General features: G+C 63.9%; 13 protein-coding genes and 8 tRNA genes. 4 read left to right on the top strand and 17 right to left on the bottom strand.

Annotated elements, in window-relative coordinates:
* Positions 1-12: 12 nt before the first annotated feature.
* Both rnhA and ABQ039_RS05155 read right to left on the bottom strand, forming a co-directional pair.
* Positions 13-465 (bottom strand): ribonuclease HI, encoded by a 453-nt coding sequence (rnhA, locus tag ABQ039_RS05160; RefSeq protein ID WP_024938428.1) that lies wholly within the window; start codon positions 463-465, stop codon positions 13-15.
* Positions 466-496: 31 nt separating this feature from the next.
* Positions 497-1,153 carry a hypothetical protein gene (locus ABQ039_RS05155; RefSeq protein WP_024938427.1) on the bottom strand — a complete coding sequence of 219 codons (657 nt, stop codon included), beginning with the start codon at positions 1,151-1,153 and terminating at the stop codon, positions 497-499.
* Positions 1,154-1,165: 12 nt separating this feature from the next.
* On the opposite strand from ABQ039_RS05155, the gene gloB reads away from it, so the two are divergent.
* Both gloB and ABQ039_RS05145 read left to right on the top strand, forming a co-directional pair.
* Positions 1,166-1,933, top strand: a complete 768-nt coding sequence (gene gloB / locus ABQ039_RS05150; protein WP_154831544.1) for a hydroxyacylglutathione hydrolase — start codon at positions 1,166-1,168, stop codon at positions 1,931-1,933.
* Positions 1,930-3,114 carry a lytic transglycosylase domain-containing protein gene (locus ABQ039_RS05145; protein ID WP_184611186.1) on the top strand — a complete coding sequence of 395 codons (1,185 nt, stop codon included), beginning with the start codon at positions 1,930-1,932 and terminating at the stop codon, positions 3,112-3,114. The genes gloB and ABQ039_RS05145 overlap by 4 nt, the downstream gene beginning before the upstream one ends.
* Positions 3,115-3,769: 655 nt before the next feature.
* Here ABQ039_RS05145 and ABQ039_RS05140 read toward each other — a convergent pair.
* From ABQ039_RS05140 to ABQ039_RS05095, 10 genes are all read right to left on the bottom strand, one after another.
* Positions 3,770-5,740 carry a peptidyl-prolyl cis-trans isomerase gene (locus ABQ039_RS05140; protein WP_184611188.1) on the bottom strand — a complete coding sequence of 657 codons (1,971 nt, stop codon included), beginning with the start codon at positions 5,738-5,740 and terminating at the stop codon, positions 3,770-3,772.
* Positions 5,741-5,906: 166 nt separating this feature from the next.
* Positions 5,907-5,983: transfer RNA gene (locus tag ABQ039_RS05135), tRNA-Asp, on the bottom strand.
* 95 nt (positions 5,984-6,078) lie between these two features.
* Positions 6,079-6,155: transfer RNA gene (locus tag ABQ039_RS05130), tRNA-Asp, on the bottom strand.
* A 28-nt stretch (positions 6,156-6,183) separates the two neighbouring features.
* A tRNA-Val gene (locus ABQ039_RS05125) sits at positions 6,184-6,258 on the bottom strand.
* An 11-nt stretch (positions 6,259-6,269) separates the two neighbouring features.
* Positions 6,270-6,542: an HU family DNA-binding protein gene (locus ABQ039_RS05120; RefSeq protein ID WP_024938423.1), complete on the bottom strand. Its 273-nt coding sequence runs from the start codon at positions 6,540-6,542 to the stop codon at positions 6,270-6,272.
* Between the two features lie 214 nt (positions 6,543-6,756).
* Complete coding sequence (gene lon / locus ABQ039_RS05115; protein WP_016904733.1) at positions 6,757-9,228, bottom strand: endopeptidase La; 2,472 nt, start codon at positions 9,226-9,228, stop codon at positions 6,757-6,759.
* A gap of 145 nt (positions 9,229-9,373) precedes the next feature.
* Positions 9,374-10,660 (bottom strand): ATP-dependent Clp protease ATP-binding subunit ClpX, encoded by a 1,287-nt coding sequence (gene clpX, locus ABQ039_RS05110; protein WP_003483788.1) that lies wholly within the window; start codon positions 10,658-10,660, stop codon positions 9,374-9,376.
* 125 nt (positions 10,661-10,785) lie between these two features.
* Positions 10,786-11,412, bottom strand: a complete 627-nt coding sequence (gene clpP / locus ABQ039_RS05105) for an ATP-dependent Clp endopeptidase proteolytic subunit ClpP (protein ID WP_002806026.1) — start codon at positions 11,410-11,412, stop codon at positions 10,786-10,788.
* A 98-nt stretch (positions 11,413-11,510) separates the two neighbouring features.
* Positions 11,511-12,803 (bottom strand): trigger factor, encoded by a 1,293-nt coding sequence (tig, locus tag ABQ039_RS05100; RefSeq protein WP_024938422.1) that lies wholly within the window; start codon positions 12,801-12,803, stop codon positions 11,511-11,513.
* A 201-nt stretch (positions 12,804-13,004) separates the two neighbouring features.
* Positions 13,005-13,089 (bottom strand) — tRNA-Leu (locus ABQ039_RS05095).
* Positions 13,090-13,355: 266 nt separating this feature from the next.
* On the opposite strand from ABQ039_RS05095, the gene ABQ039_RS05090 reads away from it, so the two are divergent.
* Entirely contained in the window at positions 13,356-14,633 is a 1,278-nt protein-coding gene (locus ABQ039_RS05090; RefSeq protein WP_184611190.1) for a sensor histidine kinase, read from the top strand.
* A gap of 125 nt (positions 14,634-14,758) precedes the next feature.
* On the opposite strand, the gene ABQ039_RS05085 is transcribed toward ABQ039_RS05090, so the two are convergent.
* The 5 genes from ABQ039_RS05085 to ABQ039_RS05065 form a co-directional block, all read right to left on the bottom strand.
* Complete coding sequence (locus ABQ039_RS05085) at positions 14,759-15,217, bottom strand: hypothetical protein (RefSeq protein ID WP_374057842.1); 459 nt, start codon at positions 15,215-15,217, stop codon at positions 14,759-14,761.
* A 198-nt stretch (positions 15,218-15,415) separates the two neighbouring features.
* A tRNA-Lys gene (locus tag ABQ039_RS05080) sits at positions 15,416-15,491 on the bottom strand.
* An 84-nt stretch (positions 15,492-15,575) separates the two neighbouring features.
* A tRNA-His gene (locus ABQ039_RS05075) sits at positions 15,576-15,652 on the bottom strand.
* A 31-nt stretch (positions 15,653-15,683) separates the two neighbouring features.
* A tRNA-Arg gene (locus ABQ039_RS05070) sits at positions 15,684-15,760 on the bottom strand.
* 42 nt (positions 15,761-15,802) lie between these two features.
* Positions 15,803-15,879 (bottom strand) — tRNA-Pro (locus tag ABQ039_RS05065).
* A 152-nt stretch (positions 15,880-16,031) separates the two neighbouring features.
* On the opposite strand from ABQ039_RS05065, the gene ABQ039_RS05060 reads away from it, so the two are divergent.
* Positions 16,032-16,793 carry a Bax inhibitor-1/YccA family protein gene (locus ABQ039_RS05060; protein ID WP_016902241.1) on the top strand — a complete coding sequence of 254 codons (762 nt, stop codon included), beginning with the start codon at positions 16,032-16,034 and terminating at the stop codon, positions 16,791-16,793.
* The last annotated feature ends 69 nt before the right edge of the window (positions 16,794-16,862 follow it).

The raw sequence follows: 16,862 nt of genomic DNA, 5'->3' as shown, positions 1-16,862 counted from the left end.
CTTGCTGATTGCTTACGCGGTTGCGCTGCCACCGCGTTGGGCGATGGCCTGATTGCGGGCGAGCACGTCGACGCGCTCGTTGTCCGGGTCACCATTGTGGCCTTTCACCCAGCGCCAATCGATGCTGTGGCGTTGCGTGGCTGCATGCAGGCGCTCCCACAGTTCACGGTTCTTGACCGGGTCGCCGCCGGCGGTTTTCCAACCGCGGCGCACCCAGCCGGACATCCACTCGGTAATGCCCTGGCGTACGTATTGCGAGTCGGTATGCAGCACGATCTGGCATGGCTCGGTGAGCGTTTCCAGCGCCATGATTGCCGCCATCAACTCCATGCGGTTGTTGGTGGATGTTGCTTCGCCGCCGGACAATTCCTTCTCGCGGCCGTTGTAACGCAACAGGGCCGCCCAACCGCCCGGCCCGGGATTGCCGAGGCAGGAGCCGTCGGTATGCACTTCAATGGATTTCATCAGCTTCTGGTGTTTGGAAAGTGGTCGGTCGTCAGATCGTGGCTACAGGCTGCGGCCAGCGCGAGGGCATCGCGATCGGGGTCGGCCCGATCGAAGCGGCGGCGCGCTTTTCCACTTCGAGCAGATACACCGCGCGCCAGGGTGCGCGATCGGTGCCGGTAACGCCACGCCCGGTGCGCCAGATCGGCCCCAGGTAGCGCTCGGTCTCCACGCATTGCAGCCCCGCACGCTGCGCCAGCAGCCGCCAGCGATCCGGCCGCAGCGCCACCGGACCGCGCCGCGCCCAGCGAAAGCGGTACGGGCTCAGCGGATTGAGCGTGAACAGCCATAGCCGCCCGCCCGGCATCAGCAACCGCTCGCATTCGGCCAGGAATTCCGCCGCGCCGCCCACCACCGCATGCTGCACCACGATGGCCTGCAGGCTTTCGGTCGGCAACGGAAACGGCATGGCGCAACGCGCATCGCCCGCAAAGCGGCCAGCGCTGCGAGTCAGCCGCAGCCCGCGCCCTTGCAGCAGCTCGCGCGGCGGCAGCTCGGGCGTCGGCGTCAGCCACAACCAGGGCTGCGAGGGACGCGTTTGCAACGCCGCAAGCGCCAATTTGCGCTCCAGCAGGAGCAGGCTGCGCCCTGCACCTGTTTCAAACCAGGATGAGACGCCAGCTTGACGGGAGAATGGCGTGGCAGGCATGGTCCCAATTCTATGCGACTGACCGCCCTGCCCGCATTCGACGACAACTACATCTGGGCGCTGGTCGCCAGCGATGGCCGCGCAGTCATCGTCGATCCGGGCCAGGCCGAGCCGGTGTTCGCCGCCGCAGAGCGCGAAGGCTTCAGCCCCAGCGCCGTCCTGCTGACCCACCACCATGCCGACCACATTGGCGGCGTGGCAGCGCTGCAGCAGCGTTGGCCGGACCTTGCGCTGTACGGTCCGGCCGACGAACGCATCCCGGCAGACGCCCACCGGGTGGGCCAGGGTGATCGCTTGAGCCTGCTTGGAAACAGCTTCGATGTGCTGGAAGTGCCCGGCCATACCCGCAGCCATATCGCCTTCGTCACTGACCGCCATCTGTTCAGCGGTGATACCCTGTTCAGCCTAGGCTGTGGGCGGATGTTCGAAGGTACCGCTCCTCAGATGTTCGACGCGCTACAGCGCCTGGCCTCCCTGCCTGGCGAAACGCTCGTGTGTTGCGGCCATGAATACACCTTGGCCAATGCGGCTTTTGCGCTGCACGTCGATCCCACCAACGCTGCCTTGCAGCGCCGTCAACAGGAAGCCCAGGCCATGCGTCATGCAGCCCGTCCTACCCTGCCGATTTCGCTCAAGAGTGAACTGGCCACCAATCCGTTCTTACGCACCAGCAGTCCCGAAATCCGCGCTGCCGTGGTATCTCGCGTAGGTGGGGCAATCTCCTCTGAAGTTGACGTTTTCGCCGAACTTCGGCGCTGGAAAGACGAATTTCGCGCATGAGGTGCCTGCTTCTGGCAGTGCTGACTGCATCGGCGGTCATCGCACCCGCAGCCGCATCGTCCAACGACGCAAGCCGCTCCAAACCCGCAGAGAGCTCGATCGCCCAGACCGCCACACCCCAGGTGCGCAACGGTCGGGAGATCTTTTCGTCGTTCCTGGACGGTCGCGCCGATCCTGGCTGCGACAGCGAACATAGCGACACCCGCTGGGAACAACATTTCTCGCGCGCGCCGGCCCGTCTGGCAGACGACGCACAGGATGTCTTGCCGCTGTTCGGCTACGTGGTCGATGAATTGCGCGAAGCCGACATGCCGACCGAATTTGCGCTGATTCCGTTCGTCGAGAGCGGTTACCGCCCGGGCGCCCGCAACGGTAGTGGCCCCGCCGGCCTCTGGCAGTTCATCGCTACCACTGCGCGCAACCACCATGTGCCGGTTGGCGCGCAATACGACGGACGCCTCTCGGCAGTGGACTCCACCACCGCGGCGGTGCGTTATCTCAAGACGCTGTATGGCATGTTCGGCGGCGATTGGCGCCTGGCGCTGATGGCCTACAACGCGGGCGAGTATCGCGTGCTGCAGGCCATGCGCACGGCCGGCATGAACGCGCAGAACGCTCGCCCGTCCGAATTGCCCGGCATGTCCAAGGTCACCTACGAGTACGTGGAAAAGCTGCACGCGCTCGCCTGTGTGCTGGACCATGCGCAGCAGCAGGGCAATCTGCTGACCTCGCTCGACCGCCCGGTACCGGTACTCACCGAACATGCATTGCCGGCCGGCACCAGCCTCAACGCCTTTGCCGGACAACGCGATATCGAACCGCAGCTACTGGCCCGGCTGAATCCGGCGCTGGCCAGCGCGCGCGCCGCACCGCGGGGCGTGCATGTGCTCGCCCCGATCGCCCCTGCGCAGCCAGGTGCGACAGGTGCCGTGGTCGCATCTGCCGACACGGGCGGCATTGCCGACAACAGCGCTGCCGCTCCCACGGTCGTTGCCGCCGCGACGACGGATGCCTCCAGGCCACAGGCGCGCACCACGCATACGGTCCGCAACGGCGAATCCGCGTGGGCCATCGCACGCCGCTACGGCGTGACCGTCACGACACTGCTGACCAGCAATGGCCTGGACAAGCGTGCCGTGCTGAAGCCCGGCATGGTGTTGTCGTTCGAAGACACACCCTGACCTAAGCCGCCTGCGTCCGGCGCCGCTGACGCTACAGCGGCATGCTTTTCCCTGACGTTGCGCATGGGAAAATTGAGCGCCGCGCTGCGCAGGCGTAGAAGAGAGCGCCTGACACTTACCTTTTGCGTGCGCTGCTAGCGACGCCGTATGGAATCGGACACGGGTGGAATCGGAAACGGGCGTACTCGCAGCCGATTGGCCCGCTATCGTTGCAAGCCGACCGACATCGCAGTTGATTGAGCGCGCTTGCAGCGTCTGCCGTCAACCGACAGGCAGCCACCCGTAGGCGCACCAAACGCGCAACCCGACACTGGCTTTTCTGGCCTGGCAGATTGGCCTGGCAAGATCAGCGCGCTAAATGACGCACGTCTTTGCGACCGCACCCTTGCAACCATGACGCGCGAAATCCGCAACCCCGGCAGACCTATCCCAAACGGATGGCAATACGCACGACGTCAGATCAGTTGCGGCGGGCCATCGCAGTGCCTGTGCCAGTTGCTGCGGGCATCCAGTGCCTGGTCCACGCGACCACAGACTCGCCGCAGCGCCAGCGGCGGGATACCCCACACGAACGCTGGCACCTGCCCACGACGGCATCGGCCAAAGAAAAAGCCCGGTTCCCCGGGCTCTTTCTCCACCAGTCGAACAGCAGCGGTTACAGCTGCACCTCTTCGATCTGGATCTTGTAGCGCTTGCGCATTTCCTTGACGTACGCCTGCGCCGCATTGTTGCCGTCGATCTGGCTCAGCTGCTCGCGCAGCATGGTCTGCTGCTCGGCCGGCATCTGCTTCAGGTCGCCCGGAGTCGCCTTGCTGATGACGAACACCGCAAAGCGCCCGCCATCCAGCTCCACCTTGCCCACCGACGGCTTGCCGTCGGCCGGACGCGGCGCGCTGAAGATAGCGCGGTTTGCCGCCGGCGTCGGAATCGGCGCGGTGCGCGGCAAGCCCGGGATCGGCTGCACCTGCAACTTCTCGCTGGCGGCCAGCGCCTGCAGGGTCTCGCCTTTCTGCACACGTGCCAGCAACGCGTCGGCAGCCGCTGCGGCGGCCTTCTCGGTGCGGTCCGCGCGGACGGCGGCGATCACCTTCTCGCGCACCTTGTCCAACGGCTGGGCCGCCTCGGCGGTGTGGTTGGTCACACGCAACACCACGCTGTGGTTCGGCCCAATGGTGATCGGATCGCTCACCGTGCCGTCCTGCACCAGCGTTTCGGAGAATGCCGAACGCAGCACCGCCGGATTGGCCGCAATACCGCTCGCATCGGCGCGCGAGAACGGACCCAGCGTCTGCACCGGCAGACCGACCTGCTTGGCTGCCGGCTCCAGCGCGGTGGGATTCTTGTAGACCTGATCCACCAGCTTGCCGCTCACATCCGTAAACGCCTTGTCGGCATCGGCCTTGAGCTGCTCGGCGGCAAGCTGATCGCGCACCTGCTCGAACGACTTGCCCTGGCCGCCCTTGACCTCGCGCAGCTGGATCACGTGGTAACCGAACTCGCTCTTGATCGGGCCGACCACCTCGCCAGCCTTCATCGAGAACAGGGCATCTTCAAACGGCTTGACCATCGTGCCCTTCTCGACCCAGCCAAGATCGCCACCGGCGCCCTTGGAACCGGGGTCCTGCGAATTGGCCTTGGCCAATGCGGCGAAATCGGCACCGGGCTGCTTGGCTTCCGCAGCCAGCTTGGCCGCTTTTTCCTCGGCGGCTTTCTGCGCAGCAGGATCGCTACCGGCGGTGATCAGGATGTGCGACGCCAGACGCTGATCCGGCTCGACAAAACGCGCCTTCTCTTCGTCGTAGCGCTTGCGCAGCATCGCCTCGTCAGCGGCGGTTGCCGGCGGCAACTTGGCGGCATCGAGTTCGACATACTCGATCGTCACCGTCTCCGGCTGACGGAAATCCTGGGTATGCCCGTCGTACCACTGCTTGATCTGTGCATCGCTGACCGGCGCGGTATCGGCGGCCGGTGGCGGCAGCATCGCCAGTTGCACGTCGCGCGTTTCGCCCATCAGCTTGAGCAAACGCTCGAACTCGGCCTTGGTCGCAAAGCCCGACTCGGCGATCGCCTGCGGAATCACCGACTGCTGCAGGCTGTCGCGCACCAACGCATCGAACTGCGCCGGCGTGCGCGGCGGCGTGCCCTGCGCAAGTGCAGCGCGGTACTGGTCGGGGCTGAATTTGCCGTCGACCTGGAACGCCTGAATGCCGGCGATGTAATCGCGCACCGTCGCATCGCCGATCACGATGCCGGCATCTTCGGCACCCAGACGCACAACTTGCTCGTCGACCAACTGGTCGAGCACCTGCAATTTGTTTTCGCGGGATTCGAACGTGCGCGGATCGAAATTCTCGCCCTGGCGCTGCCGCTCCTGCATGCGCGCCTGCTCGAAGCGGGCGCGGAAATCCTGCGTACTGATTTCATGGTGCTGCCACAGCAGCGAGACCGGCCACCACGACGGCGCCGATTTCCACCATGTCGGCGGTGCCTGCACCTTGGCCACGTTATTGGCGCCAATGCCGCCAAGATAGCTGTTGTCGATGACGAACAGGAACGGAATCATCAGCAACCCCAGGATGGCGGTAGCGATCCAGCCTGACGTCTTGTCGCGAAGTTTCTGCAGCATTGGCAAATCACGGCCTGTGGGCGAGCCGCGCAGTGTAACGCGCCTGACGCCGGGCACCCAGCCCAATCCCGCACCGCACCGGATCCGACATGGCTTTCGGCGCGCAATTGCCGCCATAGCGGCCAAAAAAAAAGCCCCCGGCACGGAGCCGAGGGCTTTGTATAACTGGCGGAGCGGACGGGACTCGAACCCGCGACCTCCGGCGTGACAGGCCAGCATTCTAACCAGCTGAACTACCGCTCCGCTTTAAACTTGGACTGCTGCTTCTCCACCATTTCCGCAATGCGAATCCGGTGGAGAAAACGAAGCCCCCAATCGCTCAGGGGCTTCGGTATAACTGGCGGAGCGGACGGGACTCGAACCCGCGACCTCCGGCGTGACAGGCCAGCATTCTAACCAGCTGAACTACCGCTCCGCGCTTGAAACATTTGCCTGGTGCTTAATGGTGGGTGCTGAGGGTTTCGAACCCCCGACCCTCTCCGTGTAAGGGAGACGCTCTACCGCTGAGCTAAGCACCCTAGCGAGTCGATTAGTTTACTGCATCCTTCAGGGCTTTGCCAGCCTTGAATGCAGGATTCTTCGAAGCAGCGATCTTGATGCTGTCGCCGGTCTTCGGATTGCGGCCGGTACGCTCAGCGCGCGCGCGGACCTGGAAGGTGCCGAAGCCGACGAGGGTGACGGCATCGCCCTTCTTCAGCGCCTTGGTGATTTCGCTCACAACCGCGTCAACAGCACGGCCGGCCTCAGCCTTGGAGATGTCAGCGGCAGCGGCAACGCCATCGATCAATTCGGTTTTATTCATTCTTGAAACTCCCTTTGCGGCAGATGCCGCGGAATCGACAATCGGCGCTCTTGCCGTTAGCGAAGAACCCGACACAAGTGGTATCGCATGACGCATCACAATTTGCCGCGCCCACGAGTCGTGCATTTATACCAGCGCCCCCAACCGCACGCAAGCCAAAACCCAATAACGACGCGGGTTTTGGCTTGTTTTGCCTGGGTTTAGACAAGCAGTTTTAGTGCTTGACGCGGGTACCGGGAGTAGTGCGCGACTTGCCGCGGACCGCAACCCGCGAAGCCGTCTTGCGGGCCTTTTCCTTGCCCGCCTTCTTCGGTGCCAACGGACGTTCCAACGCGAGATCCAGCACTTCGTCGATCCACTTGACCGGCACGATCTTCAGATCGCGCGTGACGTTGGCCGGGATGTCGGCAAGATCCTTGCGGTTCTCGTCGGGAATCAGCACGGTGCGGATGCCCCCGCGCAACGCTGCCAGCAACTTCTCCTTCAGGCCGCCGATCGCCGACACGCGACCACGCAAGGTGATCTCGCCGGTCATCGCCACATCGGCGCGGATCGGCACCTTGGTCAACACCGACACCAGCGAGGTCACCATCGCGATGCCGGCGCTAGGGCCATCCTTCGGTGTCGCGCCATCGGGCACATGCACGTGCACGTCCTGCTTCTGCAGGAAATCCACGTCGATGCCGAGTCGCTCGGCGCGCGAACGCACCACCGACAAGGCGGCCGATGCCGATTCCTTCATGACGTTGCCAAGCTGACCGGTCAGGATCAGGTTGCCTTTGCCCGGCACCAGGGTGGACTCGACCTGCAGCAGCTCGCCGCCGACTTCGGTCCAGGCCAGACCGGTCACCAGGCCGATTTCGTTCTCTTCTTCGGCACGGCCAAAATCGAAGCGACGCACGCCCAGATACTTGTCGAGGTTCTTCGCGTTGACCGTGACCAGGGCCTTGGGCTTGCCCTTCTTGGCGACCACCTTCTTGGCATCCGGCTGCGGGCCGGCAAGCGCGATTTCCTTGACCACCTTGCGGCAGATCTTGGCGACTTCGCGCTCGAGGTTACGCACGCCCGATTCGCGCGTGTAGTAACGCACGATGTCCTGGATCGCATCGCTGCCGATCTCGATCTCTTCCGGCTTCAGGCCGTTGGCCTTGATCTGCTTGGGCACCAAGTAACGCATGGCGATGTTGAGCTTCTCATCCTCGGTGTAGCCGGGGATGCGGATAACTTCCATGCGGTCCAGCAACGGACCGGGAATGTTGAGCGAGTTGGAGGTGGCGACGAACATCACCTCCGACAGGTCCAGGTCCACTTCCAGGTAATGGTCGTTGAAGGAGTTGTTTTGCTCGGGGTCGAGCACCTCCAGCAGCGCCGAGGACGGGTCGCCACGGAAGTCCATCGACATCTTGTCGATCTCGTCCAACAGGAACAGCGGGTTCTTGCTGCCGACCTTGTTGAGGTTCTGCACCAGGCGGCCGGGCATCGAACCGACATAGGTCCGGCGATGGCCACGGATCTCGGCCTCGTCGCGGATACCGCCCAGGCTCATGCGCACGAACTTGCGGTTGGTCGCCTTGGCGATCGACTGCCCGAGCGAGGTCTTGCCCACGCCCGGCGGCCCGACCAGGCACAGGATCGGGCCCTTCATCTGCTTCACGCGCGACTGCACCGCCAGATACTCGAGGATGCGTTCCTTGACCTTGTCCAGGCCGTAGTGATCGGCGTCCAGAGTGTCCTCTGCGACCTTCAGGTCCTTGCGGACCTTGGTGCGCTTCTTCCACGGCACGCCCAGCAGCCAGTCCAGATAGTTGCGCACCACGGCCGCCTCGGCGGACATCGGCGACATCTGCTTGAGCTTGTTGAGCTCGGCCTTGGCCTTGGTCTCGACCGGCTTGGGCATGCCCGCCTCGGCGATCTTGCGCGCCAGTTCCTCCAGCTCGCCCGGCGCATCGTCCAGATCGCCCAGCTCCTTCTGGATCGCCTTCATCTGCTCGTTGAGGTAGTACTCGCGCTGGCTCTTTTCCATCTGCGACTTGACGCGGCCGCGGATGCGCTTTTCCAGCTGCTGCACGTCGATCTCGCCGTCCACCAGCCCGACAAGCAGCTCCAGCCGCTCGCCGATTTCGGTGATTTCCAGCAGGCGCTGCTTGTCGGCCAGGCGCACGCCAATGTGCGCGGCGATGGTGTCGGCCAGACGCCCCGGCTCGTCGATGCCGGCCAGGGTCTGCAGCAGCTCCGGCGGCAGCTTGCGGTTGGTCTTGACGTACTGCTCGAACAGCGACATCAGCGAACGCGCGATGGCCTCCACTTCGCGCGGCTCACGCGCGTCGCTGGCTTCGATCTCGATGCCCTGGCCCTGCAGTGCGCCATCCAGCTCGACGACCTTGTCGACGGTGACCCGCGACAGACCTTCGACCAGCACCTTGATGGTGCCGTCGGGCAACTTGAGCAGCTGCAGCACCTGCGCGAGCGTGCCGACGGTATAGAGGTCGCTGGCGGTCGGGTCGTCGGTTTCGGCCGACTTCTGTGCAACCAGCAGGATGCGCTTGTCCGCCTCCATGGCTTTTTCCAGCGCGCGCATCGACTTGTCACGGCCGACGAACAGCGGAATCACCATGTGCGGAAACACCACCACGTCGCGCAGCGGCAACACCGGCAGATCGAGAACTTCTGGTTGGGACTGGGCCATGGGGCGCTCCGCAAGAATGGGGGTTTTGGGGCGTAAAAAAAGCCGATGGCCCCGTTATGGGGCCATCGGCCAGGTGTTGCAAGTAGCGTTCGGAAACCCTTTATCCGCGAGCGAGGCCGGGGCCCGGCGCGACGGCATCCAGGCCTCAGTCGCCGGACGCGGCCTTGGCCGGCGCCGGTTGCGCCTGGTAGATCAGATACGGCTCGGATTTGTGCTCGATCACCGACTCGTCCACCACCACCTTGCTGACATTTTCCTGCGAGGGCAGCTCGTACATCGTGTCCAGCAGCACCGATTCGACGATGGTGCGCAGACCACGCGCGCCGGTCTTGCGCTTGAGCGCCTTCTTGGCGATCGCCGACAGCGCATCGGGGCGGAACTCCAGCTCCACGCCTTCCATGTCGAACAGCTTCTTGAACTGCTTGGTGATGGCGTTCTTGGGCTCGGTCAGGATCTTGATCAGCGCCGGCTCGTCCAGTTCCTCGAGCGTGGCGACCACCGGCAGGCGGCCGACGAACTCGGGGATCAGGCCGAACTTGATCAGATCTTCCGGCTCGACCTCGGCCAGGATCTTGCCGACTTCCTGCTTGCGCTCACTGCTCTTGACCTTGGCGCCGAAGCCGATACCGCCAGCATCGTTGGAACGCTGCTGGATCACCTTGTCCAGCCCGGCGAACGCGCCGCCGCAGATGAACAGGATGTTCTTGGTGTCGACCTGCAGGAATTCCTGCTGCGGATGCTTGCGACCGCCCTGCGGCGGCACCGAGGCCACCGTGCCTTCGATCAGCTTCAGCAGCGCCTGCTGCACGCCTTCGCCGGACACGTCGCGGGTAATCGACGGGTTCTCGCTCTTGCGCGAGATCTTGTCGATTTCGTCGATGTAGACGATGCCCTGCTGGGCCTTCTCGACGTCGTAATCGCACTTCTGCAGCAGCTTCTGGATGATGTTTTCCACGTCCTCGCCGACATAGCCGGCTTCGGTCAGCGTGGTGGCATCGGCGATCGTGAACGGCACATTGAGCAGGCGCGCTAGCGTTTCGGCCAGCAGCGTCTTGCCCGAGCCGGTCGGACCGACCAGCAGGATGTTGGATTTCGCCAGCTCGACGTCATCGTTCTTGCTGCGGCTCTCGATACGCTTGTAGTGGTTGTACACCGCCACGGCGAGCGTGCGCTTGGCGCGCAACTGCCCGATCACGTATTGATCCAGCACCTCGAGAATCTCGCGCGGCTTGGGCAGACTGGAGCGTGCCGACTGCGCCTTCTCTTCGAGTTCCTCGCGGATGATGTCGTTGCACAGCTCAACGCACTCATCGCAGATGAATACGCTGGGACCGGCAATCAGCTTGCGGACTTCATGCTGACTCTTACCGCAGAACGAGCAGTAGAGAATCTTGTTGCTGTCGCCGGAACGACCTTGGCGGTCTTCGCTCATGCTTCTGTTACCCAGTTACCCCACCCGATGCACGGGGGTTCGATTTCGAGAATAGCACAGGGTCGGGAGGACATCCGCCCAGCCCGACCCTGCCGGTTTTTCCTGCAATTTCAGCAATCTGGCGATCAAGACGGCTGGATCGACTCTTCCGGACGGCGTTCCAGCACCTGGTCGACTAGGCCATAGGCCTGCGCATCGACCGCACTCTTGAAGTTGTCGCGCTCGGTATCGCGCGCAATCGTCTCCAGGGATTGGCCGGTGTGCTTGGCCAGGATCTCGTTCAGACGCGAACGCAGGGTCAGGATCTCACGCGCATGGATGTCGATATCAGTGGCCTGGCCCTGGAAGCCGCCCAGCGGCTGGTGGATCATCACGCGCGAGTTCGGCAGCGCATAGCGCTTACCGGCCGCACCCGATGCCAGCAACAGCGCGCCCATCGAGGCGGCCTGGCCGACGCAGATGGTGCTCACGTCCGGCTTGATGTACTGCATGGTGTCGTAGATCGCCATGCCGGCGGTGACCACGCCACCCGGCGAATTGATGTAGATGCTGATGTCCTTTTCCGGGTTGTCCGCTTCCAGGAACAGCAGCTGGGCCACGATCACGTTGGCCATGTGGTCGTCGATCGGACCGACCAGGAAGATCAGACGCTCCTTCAGCAGACGCGAGTAGATGTCATACGCACGCTCGCCGCGGCTGGTCTGTTCGACCACCATCGGCACCAGGTTCAGGGCTTTGGTCACAATGCTCATCAGTCTTCCTGTAGTGGCAGCGGCTTGCGCCGATGCCCGGGTTTGACATCCGCATCCCAGCCATCGGGATGCGGGTTGGTGTCACGCGGTCGCTTACCTTAGACCCGAATGGCGTCCTGGAACGACAGCGACTGCTCGGTGTGCTGGGCGCGCTCGGCGATCCAGTCGATCACCTGCTCTTCCATGACACGGCTCTGCAGTCCACTCATCAATTGGGGGTCGTTGCGGTACATCTCAATGACCTGCTCCGGCTCTTCGTAGGTCGAGGCGATCAGACGCAGCGTTTCGCTGACGCGCTTGGATTCCAGGCGCAGCTCGTTGCGACGTGCCACCTCGCCCACCAGCAGACCGACCAGCACGCGCTTGGCAGCCGCGTCCATGAAACCCTGGTGGGCATCGGCCGGGATCTCGCCCGGGTTGCGGCCGCTGCGACGGACCTGCTCGACCTGCTGCGCCAGCATCGAACGGGCTTCGTTCTCGACCAGACGCGGCGGCATTTCCACGTGCGCATAGGCGGCGATCAGCTGCTCGCCCACTTCGCGACGCAGGCGGTTCATCAGCGCGCCCTTGAGCTCGCGCTCCAGGTTGGTGCGGATGTCGGCGCGGAACTGCTCGGCATCGCCACTCTTCACGCCGAAGCTCTTGATGAATTCCTTGTCCACCACCGGCAGCACCGGCTCGGAGACCTCGACCGCCTTGACGTGCACCTGCACGGTCTTGCCGGCCAGCTGCGGCACGCGCCACTCGGCCGGGAAGTCGATGGTCAGGGTCTTGTCCTCGCCCTTGGCCAGGCCTTCCAGGCCCTTTTCGATCTGGTCGAACATCACGCCCGAGCCCAGCACGCTGCTGCCGGTCTCCACGCCTTCGGCGGGCAGACGCTCGTCGCCGGCCTGCGACCAGGTCTCCAGTGCCACCAGGTCACCGACCTGCGCGCCGCGCTCGACCGGGTTCCAGGTGCGGCGCTGCAAACGCAGGTTCTCGATCATCTGATCGATGTCGGCATCGGTCACTTCGGCGGTATGACGCACCACCGACAGCTTGGCCACGTCGATATCGCCGAAATCCGGCACCACTTCGAAGGTGGCGACGAAGTCGAAATCGCTCTCGCCCTGGTCGATACGCGGGTTGCCGGCCAGACGCAGCGAATGCTCGCGCACTGCCGAATCGAAGGTCTCACGCAGCAGGCCTTCCATCGCCTCGGCACGCACCTGCTGACCGAAGCGCTGCTCGATGACCTTGGTGGGTACCTTGCCCGGGCGGAAACCCTTGATGCGCGTGGTCCGCGCAAGTTCGCGCAGGCGGCCACCGACATGCGTCTCCAGGCGCTCCTGCGGCAGGGTGAAGGTCAGGCGGCGTTCCAGATTGCCGGTGGATTCGATCGATGCTTGCATGTTGACTCCTGCCACCGACTGCACAAGCGTCGGCACGAGATGGAAGATGCGGGTTGACGGATGGCGAGAAAGCCGCCGAGCCTTGTAGTTTCGCCGATAACGGCGGCCGCTGCCAGCGGAATACGCGTCACTGCGCCGCGCAATGGAAAGCCCCCAGGCCTGCGGCGGGAAGCGGCCGGAACACGCACGGCCGCACTGCATTGGTGCGAAAGGGGGGACTCGAACCCCCACGCCTTGCGGCGTCAGAACCTAAATCTGGTGCGTCTACCAATTCCGCCACTTTCGCGATGCTGCCAGCCCGGCCATTGTTGCAGGGATGCCGGGAAAGAAAAAGCATCGCGAGGGCGATGCGGCTGGTAGAAACAGGAGCCGGCTTGCGTGCCTGCCGCCCGCACGGGCAGCACGATGCAAGGCGGCCCTGAATCCGACACACTAAAGGTAAATGCATTCATCATGCCACCCGGCCTGGCGGCGTACCTTCCGCCCCGCTAGCGCTGGGTAAAGCCTAGGTTCGCTAAAATTCCGTTAACACCAGTAGAGGCAGTCATCGCGATGAGAGATCGGTATCGGCAGATCGTGGCCCTGTCCCGCGACTGCATCAAGGAGATCGACCTCGATGGGCGGATTACGGCCATCAACGTCAATGGCCTGACCGAGCTTGGCGCCAGTCATCAGGATCAACTGATCGCGCGGAAGTGGCGCGACCTGTGGCCAGCGGAGGCAGCCGGGCTGGTGGATGCGGCCATCGCCGGCTCCCGTGCCGGTTCGATCCAGGAATTCGAGGCCGCCGGCGTGAACTTCGCCGGCGTGCGCCAGATCTGGCAGGTCGTCACCAGCCCGCTGTTCGATGCGCTTGGCAAGGTCGAAGCAATCCTGGCGGTGAGCAGGAACATTTCCGACCGCCGCGCGCTGGAGACCGCGTTTCGCACACTGGATTCGACCCTGGCCGCAGAGCGCGCGTTTTCCAGCGGCGTGCTGCGCATGGCGCGCGCGCGCGAACATTCGCTGTCGAGCGAACTGCACAGCCTGCGCGACCTGCAAGAGCGCATCGAAGGCGACCTGGACATTGCGCGCGCCGCACAGAGCGCTGCCGAAAAGATTTCCGAGCAGGCGCAAAAGGGCGAAGCGGTAGGACAACTGCTGGCCGGCGTGGTGCACGATTTGAACAACGTGCTGCAGGCGGCAACCTCGGCCATCGAACTGGTGGTACAGCGCGCCAGGATCGATGCGCACGATGCCAAGCTGTTGAGCGTGGCCGACGCGGCGCTTCAACATGGCTCGGTCATGGCACAGCGCCTGGTCGGGTTTTCGCGGCAATATCCGTACAGCCCGGAATCGGTGGACCTGGCTGCCTTGACCGAACAGCTCGGCCCCCTGCTCGAACAGGTGGTCGGCGCGGATCTGCAATTGCAGCTGCGCACCACCGAAGGTGGATGCTGCGCAATGGTGGATCGCCACACGGTGGAACGCGCCATCCTGAACCTGGTGATCAACTCCCGCGATGCCTGCCAGGGTGGTGGCGTCATTCGCGTGGAGACCGGCGACGCCGTGGTCGCTGAAGAACAGGCCAGCCTGGCCAGGCCGGCCGGGCGCTACGTCACCATCGCCGTGGCCGACAACGGGCATGGCATGGATGCGCACGTGCAGGCGCACCTGTTCGAAGCGTACTTCACCACCAAGGATGCCGACAAAGGCGCCGGCCTGGGGCTGGCGCAGGTGTACAGCGCGGTCCGTCAGGCAGGCGGCTTTGTCGAGGTGACATCGGCGCCCGGCCAGGGCGCATGCTTTACGCTGGCGTTCCCACGCATGCAGCAGAGCGCAGCGCCGTAAGCGGGCACGGCCGTAGTTGCCCATCGCCGATCCGGCGTAGCGCACCGCTTCGGGGCCGTCAGCGCCGTCCAGTGCAGCAAAGAACCTCTTCCTGCGCGTGCCGATGGACGTTGCCTGGCGGCCCGTCACCTCGCGCGAGGCGACACTGCCAGGCGCGACCACATCAGCCAGACAAGCACGGCGCAGGCGCCACCTGCCGCCAGACCACACTGCAGCAGCGTCAGCATGACCGTGCGGTCGGACATCATCGACCAGCCGCCGATGATCGCCAGCAGCAGCACGATCACCCCGGTCGAAAGCAGACCGCTCAACGCACCGCTGCCAACGTGGACCAGCAGGTTGGGCCGGCGCCCACGGTACCGCCAAGCACAGATGCGCGCACACAGCCATCCCGCCGCGGCGCAGGCAATCACCGGCAACACCAGGCCGTAGGACCAGGCAACGATCAACAACGCGGTCAGCAGGTCGAACTGGGTCAACAGCACCAGGCCCAGCAGCCCGCCGAGCGGAGGACCGACGATCGCGAAGACGCCAACCTGGCCCAGGATCGAATGCCGCAATGCTCCGGACACCTCAGACCTCATTGGCATCCGCTCATCCGGGCGACGGTCGGCGGCGATTGCGCACCTGACGCCGGCCAGACATCGCGCTGGGCCGAGATCGGCACTGCGTTGCCGCGGCCGCCGACCGAGACGACGGCGAAGCTGCAGCCGATTCCTTGCGTCATCTTTTCCTCAGCACAAAAAGAAAAGCACCTAGGCGGATGCCTAAGTGCTTTTGTTTGGTGGGCCGTCAAGGATTCGAACCTTGGACCTATTGATTAAGAGTCAACTGCTCTACCAACTGAGCTAACGGCCCTGAAACTGGTCGCACATTGTATGCGCGTTTTTGCGTCGTTGCAACACCCCGCGATGCATCGGGTCCAACTTTTCCTGCAATCAGTGGGGTGGCTGAGGGGACTCGAACCCCCGACATCTGGAATCACAATCCAGTACTCTAACCAGCTGAGCTACAGCCACCACTGAAACCTACTTCCTACCGCACCGCCGATGGCGCGCCCGACAGGACTCGAACCTGTAACCGCCGGCTTAGAAGGCCGGTGCTCTATCCGGTTGAGCTACGGGCGCCCGGACCGAACTTCGCATTCCCACGCCGTCAAGAGCTCGGAATGGTCGGGGTAGAGGGATTCGAACCCCCGACATCCTGCTCCCAAAGCAGGCGCGCTACCAGACTGCGCTATACCCCGGCGGGACCTTTCAATCCCGAAGGCTGGAAAGGTCGGCTATTTTGGGAATGATTGGGCTTGCTGTCAATCACTCTGTGTAAATCGGACGATCCGGTATCCTCGCGGCATCGCTCGCCAAGTCGGCAGGCATCTACATTTCATGGAGAACACGCATGCGTAGCGGCAATCCCGCCCTTCGGGAATCCACCTTCCTCGACCTCGGTTCCGGCTCGGTAGTCACCCGCGATGGTCAGGCGATGACGCTCAACGGCACCGTCAACAAGACCGGCCTGCTGTTGCTGATGGCAGTGGTCACCGCCGCCTTCGCCTGGTCGCAGTCGATCGGGGCCGATGGCGCTCCGTTGCCTGCCGCGCGGCTGTACATGATCGCCGGCGCGATCGGCGGGCTGGTGTTCGCGCTGGCGACCAGCTTCAAGCCGACCTGGGCCCCAGTCACTGCGCCGCTGTACGCGCTGGTGGAAGGCTTCTTCCTGGGCGCGATCTCGGCAGTCTACGAGGCGCGTTTCAACGGCATCGTGTTCCAGGCGGTCCTGCTGACCTTCGGCACCATGTTCGCGCTGCTGTTTGCCTATCGCAGCGGCATGATCAAGGCCACCGAGAACTTCAAGCTGGGCGTGGTGGCAGCCACCGGCGGCATTGCGCTGGTGTATCTGGCGACCATCGTGCTGGGCCTGTTCGGCGTGCGCATCCCTTTCATCCACGACTCGGGCCTGATCGGCATCGGTTTCAGCCTGTTCGTGGTGGTGGTGGCTGCACTGAACCTGGTGCTGGACTTCGACTTCATCGAAAGCGGTGTCGAACAGGGCGCTCCCAAGCACATGGAGTGGTATGGCGCGTTCGGCCTGATGGTGACGCTGGTGTGGTTGTACATCGAGTTCCTGCGCTTGCTGTCGAAGTTGCAGTCGCGGAATTGAGCGGGGAATCGAGCGTCGGGATTGGGATTCGTAAGAGCGATTCCACCCAATCCCTGGACTCAACGCAAA

This window comes from Xanthomonas sp. WHRI 6108 (genome assembly GCF_040202385.2).
Taxonomy (GTDB): Bacteria; Pseudomonadota; Gammaproteobacteria; order Xanthomonadales; family Xanthomonadaceae; genus Xanthomonas; species Xanthomonas arboricola.
This window is presented reverse-complemented; position numbering and strand designations above follow the sequence as displayed.